This is a genomic window from Streptomyces sp. AA1529 (assembly GCF_000280905.1).
Taxonomy (GTDB): domain Bacteria; phylum Actinomycetota; class Actinomycetes; order Streptomycetales; family Streptomycetaceae; genus Streptomyces.
In genome coordinates this window covers 1-19128 of the sequence record NZ_ALAP01000108.1, presented here as the reverse complement: position 1 = coordinate 19128, position 19128 = coordinate 1, and the positions used below count along the sequence as shown (strand labels likewise).

Annotated in this window: 16 protein-coding genes and 1 pseudogene; 13 read left to right on the top strand and 4 right to left on the bottom strand. The window is 73.5% G+C overall.

The features are described from left to right. Window positions 1–136 precede the first annotated feature (136 nt). The 5 genes from A949_RS0131845 (at window position 137) to A949_RS0131825 (ending at window position 4595) form a co-directional block, all read left to right on the top strand. Complete coding sequence (locus A949_RS0131845) at window positions 137–943, top strand: helix-turn-helix domain-containing protein (RefSeq protein ID WP_019360115.1); 807 nt, start codon at window positions 137–139, stop codon at window positions 941–943. Between the two features lie 125 nt (window positions 944–1068). Then, window positions 1069–2691, top strand: coding sequence for a 30S ribosomal protein S12 methylthiotransferase RimO (gene rimO, locus A949_RS0131840; protein ID WP_019360114.1), 1623 nt, complete (start codon window positions 1069–1071; stop codon window positions 2689–2691). Continuing rightward, window positions 2688–3503 carry a CDP-diacylglycerol--glycerol-3-phosphate 3-phosphatidyltransferase gene (gene pgsA / locus A949_RS35260; RefSeq protein ID WP_237735965.1) on the top strand — a complete coding sequence of 272 codons (816 nt, stop codon included), beginning with the start codon at window positions 2688–2690 and terminating at the stop codon, window positions 3501–3503. The genes rimO and pgsA overlap by 4 nt, the downstream gene beginning before the upstream one ends. A gap of 14 nt (window positions 3504–3517) precedes the next feature. After that, a complete protein-coding gene (locus tag A949_RS0131830) occupies window positions 3518–4084 on the top strand; it encodes a CinA family protein (protein WP_019360112.1) in 567 nt (188 codons plus the stop codon). A 130-nt stretch (window positions 4085–4214) separates the two neighbouring features. Beyond that, complete coding sequence (locus A949_RS0131825; RefSeq protein WP_019360111.1) at window positions 4215–4595, top strand: helix-turn-helix domain-containing protein; 381 nt, start codon at window positions 4215–4217, stop codon at window positions 4593–4595. Between the two features lie 775 nt (window positions 4596–5370). On the opposite strand, the gene A949_RS0131820 is transcribed toward A949_RS0131825, so the two are convergent. After that, complete coding sequence (locus A949_RS0131820) at window positions 5371–6216, bottom strand: DNA-formamidopyrimidine glycosylase family protein (RefSeq protein ID WP_019360110.1); 846 nt, start codon at window positions 6214–6216, stop codon at window positions 5371–5373. Between the two features lie 165 nt (window positions 6217–6381). On the opposite strand from A949_RS0131820, the gene A949_RS0131815 reads away from it, so the two are divergent. Beyond that, window positions 6382–6978, top strand: coding sequence for a MarR family winged helix-turn-helix transcriptional regulator (locus A949_RS0131815; protein WP_019360109.1), 597 nt, complete (start codon window positions 6382–6384; stop codon window positions 6976–6978). 83 nt (window positions 6979–7061) lie between these two features. Here the strand turns inward: A949_RS0131815 and A949_RS0131810 are convergent, their stop codons facing one another. Beyond that, entirely contained in the window at window positions 7062–11855 is a 4794-nt protein-coding gene (locus tag A949_RS0131810; RefSeq protein ID WP_106428964.1) for an Lhr family helicase, read from the bottom strand. Window positions 11856–11987: 132 nt separating this feature from the next. Here A949_RS0131810 and A949_RS0131805 point away from each other — a divergent pair, with 132 nt between their 5' ends. Genes A949_RS0131805 through A949_RS0131795 form a run of 3 tightly spaced genes read left to right on the top strand, consistent with a single transcriptional unit; the run spans window position 11988 to window position 13987 of the window. After that, a complete protein-coding gene (locus A949_RS0131805) occupies window positions 11988–12833 on the top strand; it encodes an AraC family transcriptional regulator (RefSeq protein ID WP_019360107.1) in 846 nt (281 codons plus the stop codon). A 24-nt stretch (window positions 12834–12857) separates the two neighbouring features. After that, the gene (locus tag A949_RS0131800; RefSeq protein ID WP_019360106.1) at window positions 12858–13685 is read left to right on the top strand and encodes an AzlC family ABC transporter permease; all 828 of its coding nucleotides are present in this window, start codon (window positions 12858–12860) and stop codon (window positions 13683–13685) included. Then, window positions 13682–13987: an AzlD domain-containing protein gene (locus A949_RS0131795; RefSeq protein WP_019360105.1), complete on the top strand. Its 306-nt coding sequence runs from the start codon at window positions 13682–13684 to the stop codon at window positions 13985–13987. The genes A949_RS0131800 and A949_RS0131795 overlap by 4 nt, the downstream gene beginning before the upstream one ends. Before the next feature lie 63 nt (window positions 13988–14050). On the opposite strand, the gene A949_RS0131790 is transcribed toward A949_RS0131795, so the two are convergent. Next, complete coding sequence (locus A949_RS0131790; protein WP_019360104.1) at window positions 14051–14956, bottom strand: hypothetical protein; 906 nt, start codon at window positions 14954–14956, stop codon at window positions 14051–14053. Between the two features lie 79 nt (window positions 14957–15035). Here A949_RS0131790 and A949_RS0131785 point away from each other — a divergent pair, with 79 nt between their 5' ends. From A949_RS0131785 to recX, 4 genes are all read left to right on the top strand, one after another. Beyond that, complete coding sequence (locus A949_RS0131785; RefSeq protein ID WP_019360103.1) at window positions 15036–15230, top strand: DUF3046 domain-containing protein; 195 nt, start codon at window positions 15036–15038, stop codon at window positions 15228–15230. 178 nt (window positions 15231–15408) lie between these two features. Then, on the top strand, window positions 15409–16566 hold the full coding sequence (locus A949_RS0131780; RefSeq protein WP_019360102.1) for an AI-2E family transporter: 1158 nt from the start codon (window positions 15409–15411) through the stop codon (window positions 16564–16566). 267 nt (window positions 16567–16833) lie between these two features. After that, complete coding sequence (gene recA / locus A949_RS0131775) at window positions 16834–17991, top strand: recombinase RecA (protein WP_019360101.1); 1158 nt, start codon at window positions 16834–16836, stop codon at window positions 17989–17991. A 3-nt stretch (window positions 17992–17994) separates the two neighbouring features. Further along, window positions 17995–18711 carry a recombination regulator RecX gene (gene recX / locus A949_RS0131770; RefSeq protein ID WP_026005236.1) on the top strand — a complete coding sequence of 239 codons (717 nt, stop codon included), beginning with the start codon at window positions 17995–17997 and terminating at the stop codon, window positions 18709–18711. Between the two features lie 143 nt (window positions 18712–18854). On the opposite strand, the pseudogene A949_RS35255 reads toward recX, so the two are convergent. Further along, a pseudogene (locus A949_RS35255) lies at window positions 18855–19128 on the bottom strand (monooxygenase); the annotation flags it as partial.

The following is a 19128-nucleotide window of genomic DNA, read 5'->3' as shown; positions in this document are numbered from 1 at the left end:
CGCCCCCCGGCGCAGCTCGGTCATACGTACGCCATACATATGGCGTACAAACTTGCTCCGCCCGCTTGCCCCACCCTTTTGCTCCGCCCCTAGACTGAACCCCCAGCAGGTGGCTACACGCTCGAAAGGCGCCCCCGTGTCCATCGGCAACTCCCCCGAAGAGGACCGGCCCCCGGTCGGTCGAGCCCTCCAGCAGGCCCGCATCGACGCACGGCTGACCGTGGAAGAGGTCAGTACCGCCACCCGGGTGCGTGTCCCGATCGTCCAGGCGATCGAACAGGACGACTACTCCCGATGCGGTGGAGACGTGTACGCGCGCGGCCACCTCCGTACCCTGGCCCGCGCCGTCGGCCTCGACGGCGACGCTCTGGTCGCGCAGTACGACGAGGAACACGGCGGCCGTCCCGAGCCCACACCGCCCGCGACCCTGTTCGAGGCGGAGCGCATCCGCCCCGAGCCGCGCAGACCGAACTGGACGGCCGCGATGGTCGCCGCCATCGTCGCGGTGGTCGGTTTCGTCGGTTTCACTCTCGTCGGTGGCGGCGGCGGTGAGGACTCCGGCAAGCAGGCCGCGGAGGAGGCCCCCTCGGGGAAGCCCACGGCGACTCCCTCCGCCGACCCCTCGCCCTCCGGGAAGAGCGACCCCGAGCCGTCCGAGAGCGCCATCGCCGGAGCGCCCGCCGACAAGGTCACCGTCCGGATGACCGCGGAGAAGGGGAACAGCTGGGTCTCCGCGAAGGACCACAACGGGCGGCTGATCCACGAAGGTGTGCTCAAGGAGGGGCAGTCCAAGACCCTCACCGACGACAAGCGGCTCGATCTCGTGCTGGGCAACGCCGGGGGCGTGAAGCTGTACGTCAACGGCAAGCAGGTGAAGCACGCGGGCGAGGTCGGCCAGGTGCAGCGGCTCAGCTACACCCGGGGCGACCCCGAAGCGGGCTGACCAGCATCCGCGTACCGGGGCCCGGCGCGGGCCCGTCCTCGGTGGGGGGCTGCGCCCGCATCGGTGGGCTGGGCGGTTGCAACCTGGCGGCGGATGGTGCCGGAGGGACGAAGTAGGCTGAGTCCATGCCCGAACGCCGTACCGTCGCCCTTGTCACTCTCGGCTGCGCCCGTAACGAGGTGGACTCGGAAGAGCTCGCAGGCCGCCTGGCGGCGGATGGCTGGGATCTCGTCGAGGATGCCGCCGCCGCCGATGTCGCCGTCGTCAACACCTGCGGTTTCGTCGAGGCCGCCAAAAAGGACTCCGTCGACGCGCTGCTGGAGGCCAACGACCTCAAGAACGCGGCCAGGGAGGGCGAGGGCAGAACCCAGGCCGTGGTGGCCGTGGGCTGTATGGCCGAGCGGTACGGGAAGGAACTGGCCGAGGCGCTCCCCGAGGCGGACGGAGTCCTCGGGTTCGACGACTACACGGACATCTCCGACCGGCTCGGCACCATCCTGGGCGGCGGGGTGCACGCGCCGCACGTCCCGCGCGACCGGCGCAAGCTGCTGCCCGTGAGCCCGGCCGAGCGGCAGGGCGCCGCGGTCGCACTGCCCGGACACGGTGCCGCGGGTGCCGCCGGGGCGACCACGGAGCAGGGTGCCGCCGAGGCCGCCGAGTCCGCCCCCGCTGACCTCCCCGAGGGCGTCGCGCCCGCCTCGGGGCCGCGCGCGCCGCTGCGGCGACGGCTGGGCAGCAGCCCCGTCGCCTCCGTCAAGCTCGCCTCCGGCTGTGACCGCCGGTGCTCCTTCTGCGCCATTCCGTCCTTCCGCGGCTCGTTCATCTCGCGCCGCCCGGCCGACGTGCTCACCGAGACCAGATGGCTGGCCGAGCAGGGTGTCCGGGAGATCATGCTGGTCTCCGAGAACAACACCTCCTACGGGAAGGATCTGGGGGACATCAGGCTGCTGGAGACGTTGCTGCCGGAGCTGGCCGCCGTCGACGGCATCGAGCGGGTGCGGGTGAGCTATCTCCAGCCGGCCGAGATGCGGCCCGGGCTGATCGACGTGCTCACCGGCACCGAGAAGGTCGCTCCCTACTTCGACCTGTCCTTCCAGCACTCGGCGCCGGGCGTGCTGCGCGCGATGCGGCGCTTCGGCGACACCGAGCGCTTCCTGGGGCTGCTGGAGGAGATCCGCACGAGGGCTCCGCAGGCGGGCGCCCGGTCGAACTTCATCGTCGGCTTTCCCGGCGAGAGTGAACAGGACGTGGCGGAGCTGGAGCGCTTCCTGACCGAAGCACGTCTCGACGCGATCGGGGTGTTCGGGTATTCGGACGAGGACGGGACCGAGGCCGCCGGGTATGCGGACAAGGTGGATCCGGACGAGGTCGCCGAGCGTCTGGCACGCATGTCCAGGCTCGCCGAGGAGCTGACCGCCCAGCGCGCCGAGGAACGGGTGGGCGAGACCGTCCGGGTGCTGGTCGAGACCCATGACGAGGAGGACGGCCCGCTCGGGCGCGGCGCGCACCAGGCCCCGGAGACCGACGGCCAGGTGCGGCTGGTGCGGCCGGAGGCGTCCGGACCGGCGCCGGAAGCGGGTCAGGCCCTGCCGGTGGGCCGAATGGTCGAGGCGCGGGTCGTGGCGGCCGAGGGCGTGGATCTGATCGCGGAGCCCCGCACCGCCGCCCCCGTGGGGCACGGCACGCCTCCGGCCGCCCGCTCGGTGGGCGACGACCTGCGCCGCGTCGGGGAGGAGGCCGGCAGATGACAGGAGTCCCGGCCTCCGCGGCCCGGCGTGGCACCGTACCCAAACCGGCGGCGGCGAGCACGGTACGCCCTGTGAGCCTGTGGAACATCGCGAACATCCTGACCATGGTGCGGCTCCTGCTGGTGCCCGCGTTCGTGCTGCTCATGGTCGCGAACGGCGGTCATGATCCGGCCTGGCGTTCGTTCGCCTGGGCCGCGTTCACCATCGCCATGATCACCGACCTGTTCGACGGGGAGCTGGCGCGCCGCTACAACCTCGTCACCGACTTCGGGAAGATCGCCGATCCCATAGCGGACAAGGCGATCATGGGAGCGGCGCTGATCTGCCTCTCCGCTCTTTCGGACCTGCCGTGGTGGGTCACCGGGGTGATCCTCTTCCGCGAGCTGGGCATCACCCTGATGCGCTTCTGGGTGATCAGGCACGGGGTCATCCCGGCCAGCCGCGGCGGCAAGATGAAGACGCTCGCCCAGGGTGTCGCCGTCGGCATGTACGTGCTGGCGCTGACCGGTCCGCTGGCCACGGCGCGCTGGTGGGTGATGGGGGTGGCCGTGGTCCTCACCGTCGTCACCGGTCTCGACTATGTACGCCAGGCCGTCGTGCTGCGGCGGAGCGGACTGGCCGCGGAGGCGGCCGGGGCCGCGTCGGCGGGAGGCGGACCGTCCACGGCCGGGAGCGGGCCGGAGACCCGCTGCGACGCCGCGCACGGGCGGAGTGCGGCGAGCGCCGACGAGGATGACGGGCGTAGCCTCGGGAACCCGGGGAAGGCGCAGACCACCGGGAGTGACGAGGGAACAGGGGGTGAGCGGCCCTGACGCAGGCGGATTCCATGGCCGGCGGTGTGCTGGCGCTGCTCGCCGAGCGGGGCCAGACGCTCGCCGTGGCGGAGTCGCTGACCGGAGGACTGGTCGCGGCCGAGATCACCGGTGTCCCGGGCGCCTCACGAGTCTTCCGTGGTTCGGTGACCGCGTACGCGACGGCGCTCAAGAGGGATGTACTCGGTGTGGACGGGGCACTCCTTGAGGAGCGGGGTGCTGTCGACGCGGAGGTCGCGCGTCGGATGGCGCAGGGCGTACGCACGGTGCTCGGCGCCGATTGGGGCCTCGCCACCACGGGCGTGGCCGGGCCCGAGCCCCAGGACGGGCAGCCGGTCGGAACGGTGTACGTCGCCGTCGCCGCTCCCGGGGCGACGGCGGTGGCGCGGAAGCTGCGGTCGGCGGTCGGCCGGAGCGGCGAGCCTGCCGGTGGCGGTGCGGCAGCCGGGGAACGTGAGCGTGCCGGGATCCGCACGGAGAGTGTTCGAGGAGCGCTGGAGCTGCTCTACGACGAACTGATCGAAAATGCCGGAGGACAGGATAGGGAACAGACCGGGGGGAATGGATGTTTGCAGCCCTGAGTGAACACGACATCGCTCCCCGCACGGCCGCCTGCCGAGGCGGTACGGTGGAGCCTGAAGGAGTCGGGGCCAACTGGCCGCCCCGATACAGGCTGTGGAAGACGCCGCGCGTTGAGAGGGAGGAGCACCGATGATTCTGCTCCGTCGCCTGTTGGGTGACGTGCTGCGTCGGCAGCGCCAACGCCAGGGTCGCACCCTGCGCGAAGTCTCATCGTCCGCCAGGGTCTCGCTCGGTTACCTCTCCGAGGTCGAGCGCGGCCAGAAGGAAGCCTCGTCCGAGCTGCTCTCATCGATCTGTGACGCCCTCGATGTGCGGATGTCCGAGCTGATGCGGGAGGTCAGCGACGAGCTGGCGCTCGCCGAGCTGGCCGAGTCCGCGGCGAGCGACGCCGTGCCCGCCCCGATGCGGCCGGTGCTCAACCCGCTGTCCGTCACCTCGGTCACCGGAGTGCCCGAGGAGCGCGTCACGATCAAGGCGCCGACGGAGGCCGTGGACGTGGTCGCGGCCTGACGCCGGGTGGCGATCGTGGCTGCGTACGCCGCTGCCGGGGTGCCGCGCGCTGCGCGGGACGCGGCAGCCGGGTGAGAAGTGGACGACAGTCCCCGCCGGACCCTTCCGGCGGGGCCTTCGTGTGCGCGGAGCCGTCCCGCACCATTCCCGCGCGCCCAGCCCCGACCGGTGGGCGGGCCCGGAGGTCCCGAGCCCGCGTCCGCCGCCGGAGAGGGCCGCGCGGGAGGCTCTCGTGGCGAACGCGGGGCGCGTTCCCCGTGCGTCCCGATGTGACGTGCTGTGGTCGCGGAGTCGCCCGGGGTGCGGGACGATGGAAGTGTTCTCGATTTCGTCGACGGCCCGCCCCTCTCCGCCGCGCACGGTGCTCCACCCGATGCGGCCAGGGCTCCGTCGCGGGAGGTGGCGGCATGTCGGCTGGGCGCCCGTTGCTGCGGTGCCGGTGGGCACTCGGGAGTGCCTGTGCCCTCGGCTGGCTGTGCGCGATATGGCGGGTGGCCGCGGGGGAGGGCGGCCCGGTGGAGGCGTCGGTGACAGCAGGGGGATGGGGGTTGAGCATATTGCCCGTGCATGTGGCGCGAGGGCGCCCGGCACGGAAGGGGGAGGGCACCCGGCGGGCTGCCGCGGCGGGGCGACCCGGCCGCGGGAACGGGGTGTCCGACCGGTTGTGAGAGGCAGGACGCCGGATACCGGGGGAAGGGCCCGTACGCGCGGAGCACGGCCCGTGAGACGCCGGAGGCGCTCAGCCCGGCGCCGCCGCCCGCGAGCTGATGGCGAGTCAATTCTCTGTGGATCGTGCTCCTTCTCCGGAATTCCCGGGTGTCGGCTGGCAGTGCGGGCAGTACCAGACGGTGCGGACGCGTTCGGGGGGCCCGTGGGAACCGGTGCGGACCGGGGTGCCGCAGCGGTGGCACGGGCGGTTCCCGCGGTCGTAGACGGCCAGCCCCCGGTCCGGACGCGGGCTGTTGGTGGTGCGGCGGCGGGACCGGTTCTTGTTGGCCTCCAGCAGCCGCTTGGCGGCACCGACCAGGCGGGTCGGCAGCCCGGCGGGGAGTGAGCCCACCGGGGTCCAGGGCGAAGTACGGGCGAGGAAGCACAATTCGGCCGCGTACACGTTGCCGATGCCCGCCAGATTGCGCTGATCGAGCAGAGCCTCGACGAGCGGCCGATCCGGATCCCGGAGCAGCCGCCGTTCGGCTTCGGCCGCATCCCAGTCGGGGCCGAGCAGATCGGGACCCAGGTGGCCGACCACGGTGAACTCCGCCGAAGTGCGCACCAGTTCCAGTACGGGGAGCCGGATCCCGGCAGCGGAGTGCGAACCGGTGGCCAGCAGGGCACGGATCTGATGGCCGGGCCCGAAACCCCGGAGCGGGTCGGTTCTCCCCGGCGGATCCGCCCTGATCCGCCACGCACCCTCCATGCCCAGATGGGAATGCACCGTCAAGCCGCCCTCGACGCGCATCAGCAGGTGTTTGCCGCGCGGGGTGACGTCCAGCAGCATCCGGCCCGACAGATCGACCGTCGCCATCCTGGGCACCCGGAAGTCCGTGCGGACCAACACCTGCCCGGCCAGCGCCGTGTGCAGTGCGTGCGCGGTCCGCCAGACGGTGTCCCCCTCGGGCATCGGTCCTCACCTCTTCCACGGCTTGTACGGCATTCCTGCCCGGCTTCCGGCATCCTGCGCCATCCCGGCCCCCCGGGACATATGCCCATGGTTGCAGGAGCCATCGACGGAAGCGGGGGAGAGCGGCGGGAAGTGCCGGACGATCACGGGATACGATTCAGGGCCATGGGGCAGTGGGGATACCAACGACAGCACGACGCGCTCGACGTGGACGGAGAGGCCGAGGCCGAGCAGAGGGACGCGCTGGAAGGCGCGCGGGACTGGGTCGAGGACCATCTGGACCGCTGGCAGCCGGTGCTGCCCGAACTCAACCGCCATGTCGAAGGCGCCGTCACCCGGATGCAGTACCTCGCCGACCACCTGCGCCGGTCGGGGGAGCGGGCGCTGGCGGAGTGCGGACTGCGGCGGGAGGAGCACGAGGTCCTGCACCTCCTGGCCGGGAACGGCGGGCGGGCCGATCTCACCGGGCTCGCCGTCGAGCTCGGAACGGCTCCCAACGCCCTCTCCGGGCTGGTGGACGTGCTGGAGCAGCGGGATCTCGTGGCCCGCACCACCACCGGCGGCCCCTCCCCGGAAGTCGTCCTCACCGGCGAGGGGCGTTCCGTGTGGCTGGCCGCCATCGAGACGGCCGCGGAAGAGGAGCGTCGGCTGTTCGGCGTCCTGGACTGGCACGAGCAGCGACTGCTCGCCGGCCTCCTCCGGCAGATCATGCTGGCGACCGGTTCCGACAGCGAGTCCGCAGGGACTTCCGCGCAGGAGTGACCACCACCGTGCGGCATCCGGGGCGGCCGGCGGCGGCAAAAGGAGCCGGGGCGGCGAAGCGCCGTCCCGGCGACGGCGCTCGGCTATCGCGCGCGCAGCCGCAGTCCGCGCGGAGTCGGATGGAACCCCGCGGCCTCCAGGGCGGCGCTCAACGGTGACGACAGTGCCGCCGTGCCGTTGACCCGCTCCACCGTGACGGTACCGAGCGCGCCCCGGCGCGCTGCCTCGGCGAGCGCCTCGACCGCCGCGACCACCTGCGCCGAGTCCGGCCGGTCCGCGGCCGACGCGTCCTCGGAGTCCCCCGGGGCGCCCTCCGGCGCCGCGGGATCCCGCGCCCAGGCCAGCAGCGTCTTGCCGCCCCGTTCGACGTAGAGGGTCAGCGCGCCGTCGACCAGGACCACCAGCGCGCCCGCCTTTCGCCCCGGCTTGTGGGTGGCGCCGGGCGGCGGCGCCGGCCAGGGCAGGGCGGCACCATAGGCGTTCGCCGGGTCCGCTGCCGCCAGTACCAGCGCCCCCGCCCCGGCGGGGGCGCCGCTCCTGTGCGGCCCGCCGTACCCGCCGGGGACGCCGCCCTCCCGCTCGCGGGCCGTGCTGACCGCGCGCAGTCTGTCCACCGCGCCGTCCATGGCGAACTGCGCGGCCCCCAGCCCCTCGACCACGTAGCCCCGTCGCGCCTGCCCGCTCTCCTCGAAGGCGGACAGCACCCGGTAGGCGGCCGAGAACCCGCCCTCCACGCCCTCGGCGGCCACCGCGCCCCGCGTCACCACCCCGTGCCGGTCCAGCAGGGTGCGGGCCAGCGCATGCGCCCGGTGCGTGGGTTCGTTCGCCGCGGCGGGCAGCAGCGACCAGCGTCCGGCCACGGTAGGCGGCGCGGCGGCCATGGGGCGCCCCGGACCGCGGCGGCCCGCACCGCTGCCCGCGGCGACTGCCGCCGCTGTGAACGAGCCGTAGCGCCCCCGCGGGGCGGGTCGCTTCGCGCGGTGCGCCGTCGAGCCGGCCGTACGCCCCGAACCCAGCAGCGCGCGCAGCGGCGCGAGCGTGTCACCGGTGACCCTGCCCGACCACACGAGATCCCACAGCGCCTCGGTGAGCTGCGGGTCGGTCGACTCCGGATGCGCGGCCCGCGCGCGCTCGGCGATCTGCCGGAAGAACAGCCCGTAGCCCCCTTCCAACGCGGACAGCACCGCCTGGTGCACCGGAGTGAGTTCCAGCGGATGCGGGGAAGGCAGCAGCAGCGGGGCGGCGTCTGCCAACAGGAGTGAGATCCAGCCGTCCTTGCCGGGCAGCGCCCCGGCACCCGCCCAGACGACCTCGCCCGAGGCGGTCAGCTCGTCCAGCATGGGCGGCGCATAGTCCGCGACCCTGCCGGGCAGCACCAGCTTCTCCAACGCGGACGCCGGAACGGGAGCCCCTTGCAACTGCTCCACCGTGCGCAGCAGCCCCTCCACCCCCCGCAGGCTGTTGGTGCGCACATGCTGCCACTGCGGCAGAAAGGCGGCCAGCGACTGCGGGGCGACCGGCTCCAACTCCTGGCGCAGCGCGGCCAGCGAGCGGCGCCGCAGCCTGCGCAGCACCCCCGCGTCGCACCACTCCTGGCCGATTCCCGAGGGGTGGAACTCGCCCTGGACCAGCCGCCCGCCGGCCGCCAGCCGGTGCAGCGCACCGTCCGCGACAGCGGTCCCGAGTCCGAAGCGGTCCGCCGCCTCGGTGGAGGTGAACGGGCCGTGCGTGCGGGCGAACCGCGAGAGCAGGTCGCCCAGCGGGTCCGCCACCGGCTCGGTGAAGGCTTCGGGAACCCCGACGGGCAGCGCCACCCCGAGCGCGTCCCGCAACCGCCCCGCGTCCTCGATCGCCGCCCAGTGGTCCCGGCCCGCGATCCGGACCCGGACGGCGCGGCGGGCCGTCTCCAACTCTGCCGCCCAGCCCGGCTCGGCACCGCGCTCCGCCAGCTCGTCCGGGGTGAGCGGACCCAGCAGCCGCAGCAGGTCGGCCACGCCCTCCACGTCCTTGAGGCGGCGGTCCTCGGTACGCCACTGGAGTTCCCGCTCCAGCTCCGCCAGCACGTCGGCGTCCAGCAGCTCCCGCAGTTCCGCCTGGCCCAGCAGCTCCGACAGCAGCCGCGAGTCCAGGGAGAGCGCGGCGGCCCGCCGCTCGGCCAGCGGCGAGTCGCCCTCGTACAGATACTGTGCGACGTAGCCGAACAGCAGGGACCGGGCGAACGGCGACGGCTCCGGCGTGGTGACCTCGACCACGCGCACCCGGCGGGCCTCGATGTCGCCCATCAGCTCCGTGAGCCCCGGCACGTCGAACACGTCCTGGAGGCACTCGCGCACCGCCTCCAGGACGATCGGGAACGAGCCGAACTCGGCGGCCACCTGCAGGAGCTGGGACGCCCGCTGGCGCTGCTGCCACAGCGGGGTGCGCTTGCCCGGGCTGCGGCGCGGCAGCAGCAGCGCGCGCGAGGCGCACTCCCGGAAGCGGGCCGCGAACAGTGCCGAATTGCCCACCTGGTCGGTGACGGTCTGCTCGACCTCGCCCCTGTCGAAGAGCACGTCCCCGACGCCCAGCGGAGGCTCGTCCAGGTCGGACGGGGCCTCCTGCGGGGGCGTGCGCGGCGGGCGCGCCTCCCCCTCGAACAGGTCGAGGTCCATCAGCTCCGCGTCCGGCAGCCGCAGCACCAGACCGTCGTCGGCGTGCATCACCTGCGCGTCCATGCCGTACCGCTCCGTCAGCCGCGCGCCGATGGCCAGCGCCCAGGGCGCGTGCACCTGGGCGCCGAACGGGGAGTGCACCACGATGCGCCAGTCGCCCAGCTCGTCGCGGAAGCGCTCGACGACGATCGTCCTGTCGTCCGGGACGTGCCCGGCGGCCTCGCGCTGCTCGCCCAGATAGGCCAGCAGATTGCCGATCGCCAGCGCGTCCATCCCGGAGGCCGCCAGCCGCTGCTCCGCCTGCTCGCGGGAGAGCGAGCCGATCTCCCGCAGGAAGGCGCCCAGCGCCCGGCCCAGCTCCAGCGGTCTGCCCAGCTGGTCGCCGCGCCAGAACGGCAGCCGGCCCGGCACCCCGGGCGCGGGAGTGACCAGGACGCGGTCCCGGGTGATGTCCTCGATCCGCCATGTCGTCGTCCCGAGGGTGAAGACATCACCCACCCGGGACTCGTAGACCATCTCCTCGTCCAGCTCCCCGACGCGGCCGCCGCCCTTCTTCGGGTCGGCTCCGGCCAGGAAGACCCCGAACAGCCCCCGGTCCGGGATGGTGCCGCCGGAGGTGACGGCCAGCCGCTGCGCGCCCGGACGGCCGCTGAGCGTCCCGGCCACCCGGTCCCACACCAGCCGCGGGCGCAGCTCGGCGAAGGCGTCCGAGGGGTACCGCCCGGCCAGCATGTCCAGCACCGAGGTGTAGGCGGACTCCGGAAGCGCGGCGAACGGCGCCGCCCGGCGCACCAGGGCCAGCAGCTCGTCCACGTTCCAGGTGTCCACCGCGGCCATCGCCACGATCTGCTGGGCGAGGACGTCCAGGGGATTGGCGGGAATGCGCAGCGCCTCGATGGCACCCTCGCGCATCCGCTCGGTGACCACGGCGGACTGCACCAGGTCTCCCCGGTACTTGGGAAAGACCACTCCCGCCGAGACCGCGCCCACCTGGTGCCCCGCCCGGCCCACACGCTGCAGCCCGGAAGCCACCGAGGGCGGCGACTCCACCTGGATCACGAGATCGACGGCTCCCATGTCGATCCCCAGCTCCAGACTGGAGGTGGCCACCACGGCCGGGAGCCTGCCCGCCTTCAGGTCCTCCTCGACCTGGGAGCGCTGCTCCTTGGAGACCGAGCCGTGGTGCGCCCGGGCGAGCAGCGCCGGTGCCCCCGTGACCGCGCCGGCGTTGCCCATCAGCTCCGCCGGCGAGTGGTCCTCGGGCATGGGCTCGCCCGTGGCCCGTTCGTAGGCGATCTCGTTCAGCCGGTTGCACAGCCGCTCGGCCAGCCGCCGCGAGTTGGCGAAGACGATGGTGGAGCGGTGCTCCTGGATGAGGTCGGTGATCCGCTCCTCGACCGAGGGCCAGATCGACGGTGTGTCCCCACCGCCCGGACCACCGCCCGCCGCCCCGGAGGCATTCTGAGCAGGCGAACCGCCCAGCTCGCCCATGTCCTCGACGGGCACCACGACCGAGAGGTCGAACCGCTTGCCCGACGGCGGCTGCACGATCGCGGCGTTCCTGCGGGGCGAGAGGAAGCGGGCCACCTCCTCCACCGGCCGCACGGTGGCCGACAGGCCGATTCGGCGCGCCGGGCGGTCCAGCAGCTCGTCCAGCCGCTCAAGGGAGAGCGCCAGATGCGCGCCCCGCTTGGTGCCCGCCACCGCGTGCACCTCGTCGAGGATCACCGTCTCGACGCCGGAGAGCGCCTCCCGGGCGCCGGAGGTCAGCATCAGGAACAGCGATTCGGGGGTGGTGATCAGGATGTCCGGTGGGCGCCGCGCGATCGACCTGCGCTCGGTCGCGGGGGTGTCGCCGGAGCGGATCCCGACCCTGATCTCCGGCTCCGGCAGCCCCAGCCGCAGCGACTCCTGCCGGATCCCGGTGAGAGGGCTGCGCAGGTTGCGTTCGACATCGACGGCGAGCGCCTTCAGCGGCGACACGTACAGCACACGGCAGCGCTTGAGCGGGTCGGCGGGCGGCGGGGCGGCGGCCAGCGCGTCCAGCGAGGCGAGGAAGGCGGCCAGCGTCTTGCCCGAGCCGGTCGGCGCCACCACGAGCGCGTCCGACTCCTCCGCCAGCGCGCGCCAGGCGCCCTCCTGCGCGGCCGTGGGCTCGCTGAAGGCACCCGTGAACCATGCACGGGTCGCCGGTGAGAAGGCGTCCAGCGCCGATGTCCGACCCATGGTCCCCATCGTGCCGCACGGCACCGACACCGGCCCGGGACCGCGACCGGCGAGGCCCGCGGGGCGGTGCCGGAGCCGGCACCGCCCCGCTCGTCGGGTCGTCGGGTCGTCGGGTCGTCGGAGCGAGGGACAATGGGGGACATGACGCGGGAGGAGAAGGCGCACTACTGGCAGTCGCCCGAACTGCCGGGAGTGGACCTGCTGCGCGCCCGCTACATTCGCAAGACCTTCGCCCGGCACACCCACGAGACCTATGTGCTGGCCGCGATCACCGACGGGGTGGAGGCGTTCCACCACGGCGGCCGCGTGCACCGGGTGGGTGCCGGAGGAATGGCACTGATCAACCCGGACACCATGCACACCGGGCACGCCGGGACCCCCGAGGGCTGGTCCTACGAGGTGCTCTACCCCGACGCAGCCCTGGTCGCCCGGATCGCGGCCGAGACCACCAGCCTCCGGGGCACCCCCGGATTCACCGTCGCGGCAGCCGACGACCCGGTCTCCGCCCGCCAGGTGCGGGCCGTGCACCGGGCGCTCGACGAGGGCAACGCGCTCGCCGCCGACACCCACCTGCACACGGTGGTCGCCCGGCTGCTGAAGCTGCACGGCGGCGTGCTGCCCGAACGCCCGGTCCGCCTCGCGGGCGCTCGGTACGCGCTGCGGGCCCGCGCGGTGCTGGAGGAGCGGATGGCCGACCCGCCCTCCCTGGAGAGCCTCGCCGCCGAACTGGGGACCAGCCCCTTCGCCCTGCTGCGCGCCTTCCGCCGGCGGTACGGGATGCCGCCGCACACCTGGCTGACGGACGCGCGCGTGCACCGGGCGCGCGCCCTGCTGGACGCGGGGTTGCCGGTCGCGGAGACGGCCACGGCCGTCGGCTTCACCGACCAGTCCCATCTGACGCGGCACTTCGGCCGGACCGTCGGCGTACCGCCCGGCGCCTACCAGCGGGGACGTGCAAGAACGTACAAGAACGGATGAGCTCCGGTTCCCTAACGTGACCGCGTGCCACAGCGGAGAGAAACACTCGAGCAACCGGAGGCGCCGCGCGCCTCCGCACCCCCGGAGACCACCGGCGGACCGGGCGCACCGGGCGATGCCGCAGCGGAGAGCCCGCGCGAGGACCGCGCCGTCGTACGGGACGCGCTGGGCGTCGGCGTCGCCGTCGGACTCTCCGGCTTCGCCTTCGGCGTGACAGCCGTCGGTGCGGGCGTCTCCCTCGCCCAGACCTGCGCCCTGAGCCTGTTCGTCTTCACCGGCGCCTCGCAGTTCGCCCTCGTCGGCGCGCTCGCCGCCGGGGGCGGGCCGCTGACCGCCGCCGCCGGTGCCTTCTTCCTGAGCTTCCGGAACGCCTTCTACGGACTGCGGCTCTCCGGGCTGCTCCGGCTGCGCGGCAGTGCGCGGCTGGCCGCCGCACACTGGGTGATCGACGAGACCTCGGCCGTCGCCCTGGCGCAGCGCGGACAGCACGCCGTCCGGCTCGGCTTCACCGTCACCGGAGCGACGCTGTTCGTGCTGTGGAACCTCACCACCCTGATCGGCGCGCTGGGCGCCGGAGCCCTGGGGGACACGGACGCCTGGGGCCTGGACGCGGCCGGCCCCGCGGCCTTCCTGGCCCTGCTGGCGCCCATGCTCCGCACCGGTCAGGAGCGCGCGACAGCGGCTGCGGCCGTCGCCCTGGGGCTCGGACTGCTACCGCTGCTGCCGGCCGGGGTGCCGGTGCTGGCGGCCGCGCTGGCGGCCCCCCTCGTGCTGCTGGCGCACGGCAGAGCGCTGCCCCGCCGGCGGGCGGCACGGGAAGCGGAGCGGACCGCGAGCGAGGAGACACGATGAGTGTGTGGATCGCCATAGGGGCCACAGCCCTCGGCTGCTACCTGGTGAAGCTGCTCGGCCTCTCGGTACCCGCGGGAGTGCTGGAGCGGCCCCTGGTCCAGCGGCTTGCCGCGCTGCTGCCCGTCGCGCTGCTCGCGGCACTGATCGCGCAGCAGACCTTCGCCGAGCAGGTGTCGCTGGTGCTCGACGCCCGCGCCGCGGGGCTCGCCGCTGCCGCCGCGGCGCTGGCCCTGCGGGCGCCGTTCCTGGTGGTCGTCGCCGCCGCGGTGCTGGTCACGGCAGGCGCACGGGCGCTGGGCTGAGGCCCGCCCGGTCGGCGCGCCGCGACGCCGCTTCGGAGGATGTCCGCTCGGAGCGCGGCGTGCTCACAGCCGGCCGTAGGCCCGCAGTGTGTGCAGCGCCTCCAGCGTGACCCGCGGACGCCCCTCCAGCGCTGTTCCCGGTGCCCAGTGGTGCCGGGTGACGTCCCAGCCGCCGTCGTCCCGCTGCCGGCTGACCAGGTGGTCGAGAGCGCGCTCCAGCTCCACGTCGGAGAACCAGCGCCGGGCGGGCGAGCGGGGGGCGCGCGCGAAGTCGGTCGGGTAGTGGTACTCGGTCGGCGCGTAGCCTGCGGGGAGCGGGAAGTCCGCTCTGCGGCCCGGGTCCGTCACGACGAGGCGCTGCTCGCGTACCAGCGTCCCCAGGCGCTCCGCTGCGGCCTCGGCGCGAGGCCGGTCGGGGACCCCCTCCAGGAAGGCGAGCGCCGCCCGCACCTCGTACGGATGGGTCTTCCCCAGGGACTCGATGGTGCTCCAGCAGTAGTCCGTGGCGCGGAACAGCCACGCGTGCCACACGTTGTTGCGGTGCAGTGCACCGACCACCGGGCCGGTGGCCAGCAGGTCGCCCGGCGGCGCGTCCACGACCGGGAACCAGGGCGCTGCCGGACAGCCGCGCAGCGAAGGGTGCACGGCGGGCAGTGCGCCCTCCGGGGTGGCGACCGCCGTCAGATAGCGGCCGATGCGCTCCACCCGCTGCCCGGCGCAGCGCCCGATGCCGTCCAGGACCCGCACCGCTGCGGCGGTGTGCAGCGGCTGGCTCACCGGGCCGCGCAGATCGGGGTCGAGTGCGTGGCCGTAGCCGCCGTCGCTGTTGCGGTAGGCGTCCAGAGCCGTCTCGACGGCTCCCGGATCGCCGTCCAGGAAATCGTGCGCGTATCGGCGCTGCTCCAGGACGCGCGCCGTCAGCCAGATGAAGTTCTCCGCACGGGAGAGGACCGATCCACAGGGAGCCATTCCCCGACGGTAGGCCCGCGTGCCCCCGGGCGGCGGCCGGTCGGGGAGAGCCGGCCCCGGAGGGCTGGATACTGGAGTCATGCGGTTGACGGACTTCTGGCAGCGGATGGCGGAGCACTTCGGTGCGTCGTACGCCGACTCCTTCGCGCACGACCATGTGATGTCCGGTCTGGGCGGCCGGACGGTGCACGACGCACTCGCCGCGGGCTGGGACGCGAAGGACGTCTGGCGCGTGGTGTGCGACGTCATGGAGGTCCCCGCGGACAAGAGGTGAGTCGTTTGCCGGACGCCGTCCCCCCGGGCGCGAGACTTGCCCGGTGGGTGCACCAGGCGACGGCGACGGACAGCGGGACGGTCGCGCCGGGGGCGGAGCCGGCCGCGGCGGTCCGGCGGCCGGGGGAACCGGCCCGGGGAAGCCGCACGGACCGCGTTCCGGGGCACGGGCCTCCGGCATGCCGGGCTGGCTGCCCCGGGCCTTCGTGCTCGCGTTCGGCCTCCTCGCCGCCTACCAGATCCTCACCTGGGCCTTCCTGCGTGTTCTGGGGCTGCTGCTGAACGTGCTGATCGCGTTCTTCCTGGCGCTGGCCATGGAACCCGCCGTCGCCGGTCTGGCCCGGCGCGGTGTGCGCCGCGGCCCGGCCACCGCGCTGGTCTCCGTCGTCCTCCTGGCCGCCGCGGCGGGGTTCTTCGGGGCGCTCGGCTCGCTCTTCGCCGAGCAGGTCAGCCGCATCGTGGAGAACCTGCCCCGGTACGTCTCCGACGTGCTCAGCTGGAGCAACGCCCACTTCCACACCGACCTGGACGTCGACAGGCTCCGTTCGCGGGTCGTCCACTCCGACTGGGTGCGCGGCTTCCTGCGCAGCGGGGCGCGGAACGTGTGGGGGATCTCCGCCACCCTGCTGGGCGGGGTCTTCCAGCTCCTGACGGTCGCCCTGTTCACCTTCTACTTCGCCGCCGAGGCCCCCCGGCTGCGGGTGGCCCTGTGCTCGGTGCTGCCGCCCGCGCGGCAGGCGGAGGTGCTGCGTGCCTGGGAGATCGCCGTGGCCAAGACCGGGGGCTACCTCTACTCGCGGGCCCTGATGGCGCTGATCTCCGGCGGTGCGCACTACGTCTTCCTCGAACTGCTCGGCGTGCCCTACGCCGCCGCGCTGGCGGTCTGGGTCGGGGTGGTCTCGCAGTTCGTGCCCACCGTCGGCACCTACATCGGCGGAGCGCTGCCGCTGCTGATCGCCTTCACCGTGGACCCTTGGACGGCTCTGTGGGTGCTGGTGTTCATCGTGCTCTACCAGCAGTTGGAGAACTACGTCCTGCAGCCGCGCATCACGGCACGGACCGTGGACATCCACCCGGCCGTCGCCTTCGGCTCGGTGGTCGCCGGGACCTCGCTGCTGGGGGTCGTGGGGGCGCTCGTCGCGATCCCCGCCACGGCGACACTCCAGGGGTTCCTGGGCGCGTATGTGAAGCGCTACGACGTACCGGGCGACACCGACGGGCCGCGGCGGCCCCGGCGGACGGGGCATAAGGGCCGTGAGGGCCGTGAGAGACACGCGGGGGGCAGGAGCCGCGAGGGGCGTGAGGGAAGCAGCCGGTGGTGGCGCCGGGGGCGGTGAAGGCGGCGGATCGTCGACGGTGCGTCGACGGCGCCGGGCCGGGTCCACCTCCGTCTCGGCGTCCTCATCTGCGGTTCTGTCGGTTTTCCACAGGCACGCGGGGCGACTTGACGCAAAAATCGAACATCGATTCTTATGGAGGCTCCGGCGAGCACGCCCGCTCAGGCCCTGGCCCAGTGAGCGCGGGTCCGGACCGATTGTCAGTGGCAGCCGCTAGCGTCGTGAGACGTGAAGCGATCGACTCAAGCAAACAACCGGGTGGCACCCATGGCAGGAACCGACCGCGAGAAGGCGCTCGACGCCGCGCTCGCACAGATTGAACGGCAATTCGGCAAGGGCGCCGTGATGCGCATGGGCGAGCGGCCGAACGAGCCGATCGAGATCATCCCCACCGGGTCGACCGCCCTGGATGTGGCCCTCGGTGTCGGCGGCCTGCCGCGCGGTCGTGTGGTCGAGGTCTACGGACCGGAGTCCTCCGGCAAGACGACCCTGACCCTGCACGCGGTGGCCAACGCGCAGAAGGCGGGCGGCACGGTGGCCTTCGTGGACGCCGAGCACGCGCTGGACCCCGAATACGCCAAGCGCCTCGGCGTCGACACCGACGCGCTGATCCTCTCGCAGCCGGACAACGGCGAGCAGGCGCTCGAGATCACCGACATGCTGATCCGCTCCGGCGCGCTGGACCTGATCATCGTGGACTCGGTCGCGGCGCTGGTGCCCCGGGCCGAGATCGAGGGCGAGATGGGCGACTCCCACGTGGGCCTCCAGGCCCGGCTGATGAGCCAGGCACTGCGGAAGATCGCCGGTGCGCTGAACCAGTCCAAGACCACCGCGATCTTCATCAACCAGCTCCGCGAGAAGGTCGGCGTGATGTTCGGCTCGCCGGAGACCACCACGGGTGGCCGCGCGCTGAAGTTCTACGCCTCGGTGCGGCTCGACATCCGCCGCATCGAGACCTTGAAGGACGGCACCGACGCCGTCGGCAACCGCACCCGCGTCAAGGTCGTCAAGAACAAGGTCGCGCCGCCCTTCAAGCAGGCCGAGTTCGACATTCTCTACGGCATGGGCATCAGCCGCGAGGGCGGCCTGATCGACATGGGCGTGGAGAACGGCTTCATCCGCAAGTCCGGGGCCTGGTACACCTACGAGGGAGATCAGCTCGGCCAGGGCAAGGAGAACGCCCGCAACTTCCTGCGGGACAACCCCGACCTCGCCAACGAGATCGAGAAGAAGATCAAGGAGAAGCTGGGTATCGGCGTACAGCCGCAGGAGCCGGCCGCCGAGCCCGGCACCGACGCCGCGGACAGCGGCGCGGCAGCCCCCGAGGCGGACAGCGGTGCGGAGCCGGCCAAGAGCGTTCCGGCTCCGGCGGCCAAGGCGGCCAGGACGAGCAAGGCGTCCAAGGCCGCCGCGGCCAAGAGCTAGGCCGTGACACGGCGCAGCGACTGGCCGGAGTACACACCTTCCCCGGAGCCGCCCCAGGCCTCCGCCCGCTGGGGCGACGGCCTGCCGGCGGACATCCAGGACAGCGATGGTCCCGCTCCGTCGAGGGCCGAAGCGGGACCATCGCGTGCGTCGTCCCGGAACCGGGGGCGAGGCGCGGACGGGGAGCGGGGTCCCGGGGAGGCGGCCGAGCCCGCGGATCCGGTGGAGCGGGCCAGGGCCATCTGCCTCCGACTGCTCACCGGCACGCCCAGGACGCGGCGCCAGCTCGCCGACGCGCTCCGCAAGCGAGAGGTGCCCGAGGAGGCGGCGGAGGAGGTGCTGGCCAGATTCGAGGATGTCGGTCTCATCGACGACGCCGCGTTCGCCGCCGCCTGGGTGGATTCCCGGCACCACAGCAGAGGCCTGGCCCGCAGAGCGCTCGCCCGGGAACTGCGCACCAAGGGTGTGGACTCCACCGTGATCGACGAGGCTGTCGGCCGGCTCGACTCCGACTCCGAGGAGGAGACGGCCCGTGTCCTGGTGGCGCGCAAACTGCGCTCCACCAGGGGGCTCGACCGGGAGAAGCGCCTTCGGCGGCTCGTCGGCATGCTGGCCCGCAAGGGGTACTCCGAGGGCCTCGCGCTCCGGGTGGTCCGGCGTGCGCTCGAGGAGGAGGGCGAGGACCCGGAGATGCTCGACGAGCATCTCCACGGCCTGTGACGGACGGCGGTGAGCGGGCCGGCGGGCGGGTCGGTCGGCGGTCCGGCAGCCCACCGCAACCGGGCGCTGCCGCACCCGCCACACCCGGCCCGGGCAGCGCGCCGCGCGCCACCCGGTGCCGCGCGGCCGAAGCTGCCGTGGGCTCAGGTGTGCGCGCCCCCGCGCACCGCCTCCGCGCAGGCCCGCAGCGCGTGCGGGCGTCCCGCGGGGAAGGCCGCCGCGAGATGGCCGTCCGCGCGGATCGCCAGCACGGTGTGCGCCGCCGCCTCCGGGTAGCTCTCGGCGACCAGCAGCGTCGCACGCAGGGGCAGCTCTGCGACGGCGGAGGCCAGTTCGGGCATCATGCCCGCCGACAGCCAGTGCCTGCTGTCCCATACGCCGGTGCCCGGAGCCACCAGCAGCACCAGCAGCTCTCCG

What these genes read in the sequence shown, in the direction of transcription:
- pgsA (WP_237735965.1), top strand. Translation starts at nt 2,688, where the DNA reads ATGACAGGAGTCCCGGCCTCCGCGGCCCGGCGTGGCACCGTACCCAAA.
- A949_RS0131790 (WP_019360104.1), bottom strand. Translation starts at nt 14,956, where the DNA reads ATGGCTCCCTGTGGATCGGTCCTCTCCCGTGCGGAGAACTTCATCTGG.
- A949_RS0131815 (WP_019360109.1), top strand. Translation starts at nt 6,382, where the DNA reads ATGGGGCAGTGGGGATACCAACGACAGCACGACGCGCTCGACGTGGAC.
- A949_RS0131830 (WP_019360112.1), top strand. Translation starts at nt 3,518, where the DNA reads ATGGCCGGCGGTGTGCTGGCGCTGCTCGCCGAGCGGGGCCAGACGCTC.
- A949_RS0131780 (WP_019360102.1), top strand. Translation starts at nt 15,409, where the DNA reads ATGCCGGGCTGGCTGCCCCGGGCCTTCGTGCTCGCGTTCGGCCTCCTC.
- recA (WP_019360101.1), top strand. Translation starts at nt 16,834, where the DNA reads ATGGCAGGAACCGACCGCGAGAAGGCGCTCGACGCCGCGCTCGCACAG.
- A949_RS0131795 (WP_019360105.1), top strand. Translation starts at nt 13,682, where the DNA reads ATGAGTGTGTGGATCGCCATAGGGGCCACAGCCCTCGGCTGCTACCTG.
- A949_RS0131825 (WP_019360111.1), top strand. Translation starts at nt 4,215, where the DNA reads ATGATTCTGCTCCGTCGCCTGTTGGGTGACGTGCTGCGTCGGCAGCGC.
- rimO (WP_019360114.1), top strand. Translation starts at nt 1,069, where the DNA reads ATGCCCGAACGCCGTACCGTCGCCCTTGTCACTCTCGGCTGCGCCCGT.
- A949_RS0131805 (WP_019360107.1), top strand. Translation starts at nt 11,988, where the DNA reads ATGGGGGACATGACGCGGGAGGAGAAGGCGCACTACTGGCAGTCGCCC.
- A949_RS0131810 (WP_106428964.1), bottom strand. Translation starts at nt 11,855, where the DNA reads ATGGGTCGGACATCGGCGCTGGACGCCTTCTCACCGGCGACCCGTGCA.
- A949_RS0131820 (WP_019360110.1), bottom strand. Translation starts at nt 6,216, where the DNA reads ATGCCCGAGGGGGACACCGTCTGGCGGACCGCGCACGCACTGCACACG.
- A949_RS0131785 (WP_019360103.1), top strand. Translation starts at nt 15,036, where the DNA reads ATGCGGTTGACGGACTTCTGGCAGCGGATGGCGGAGCACTTCGGTGCG.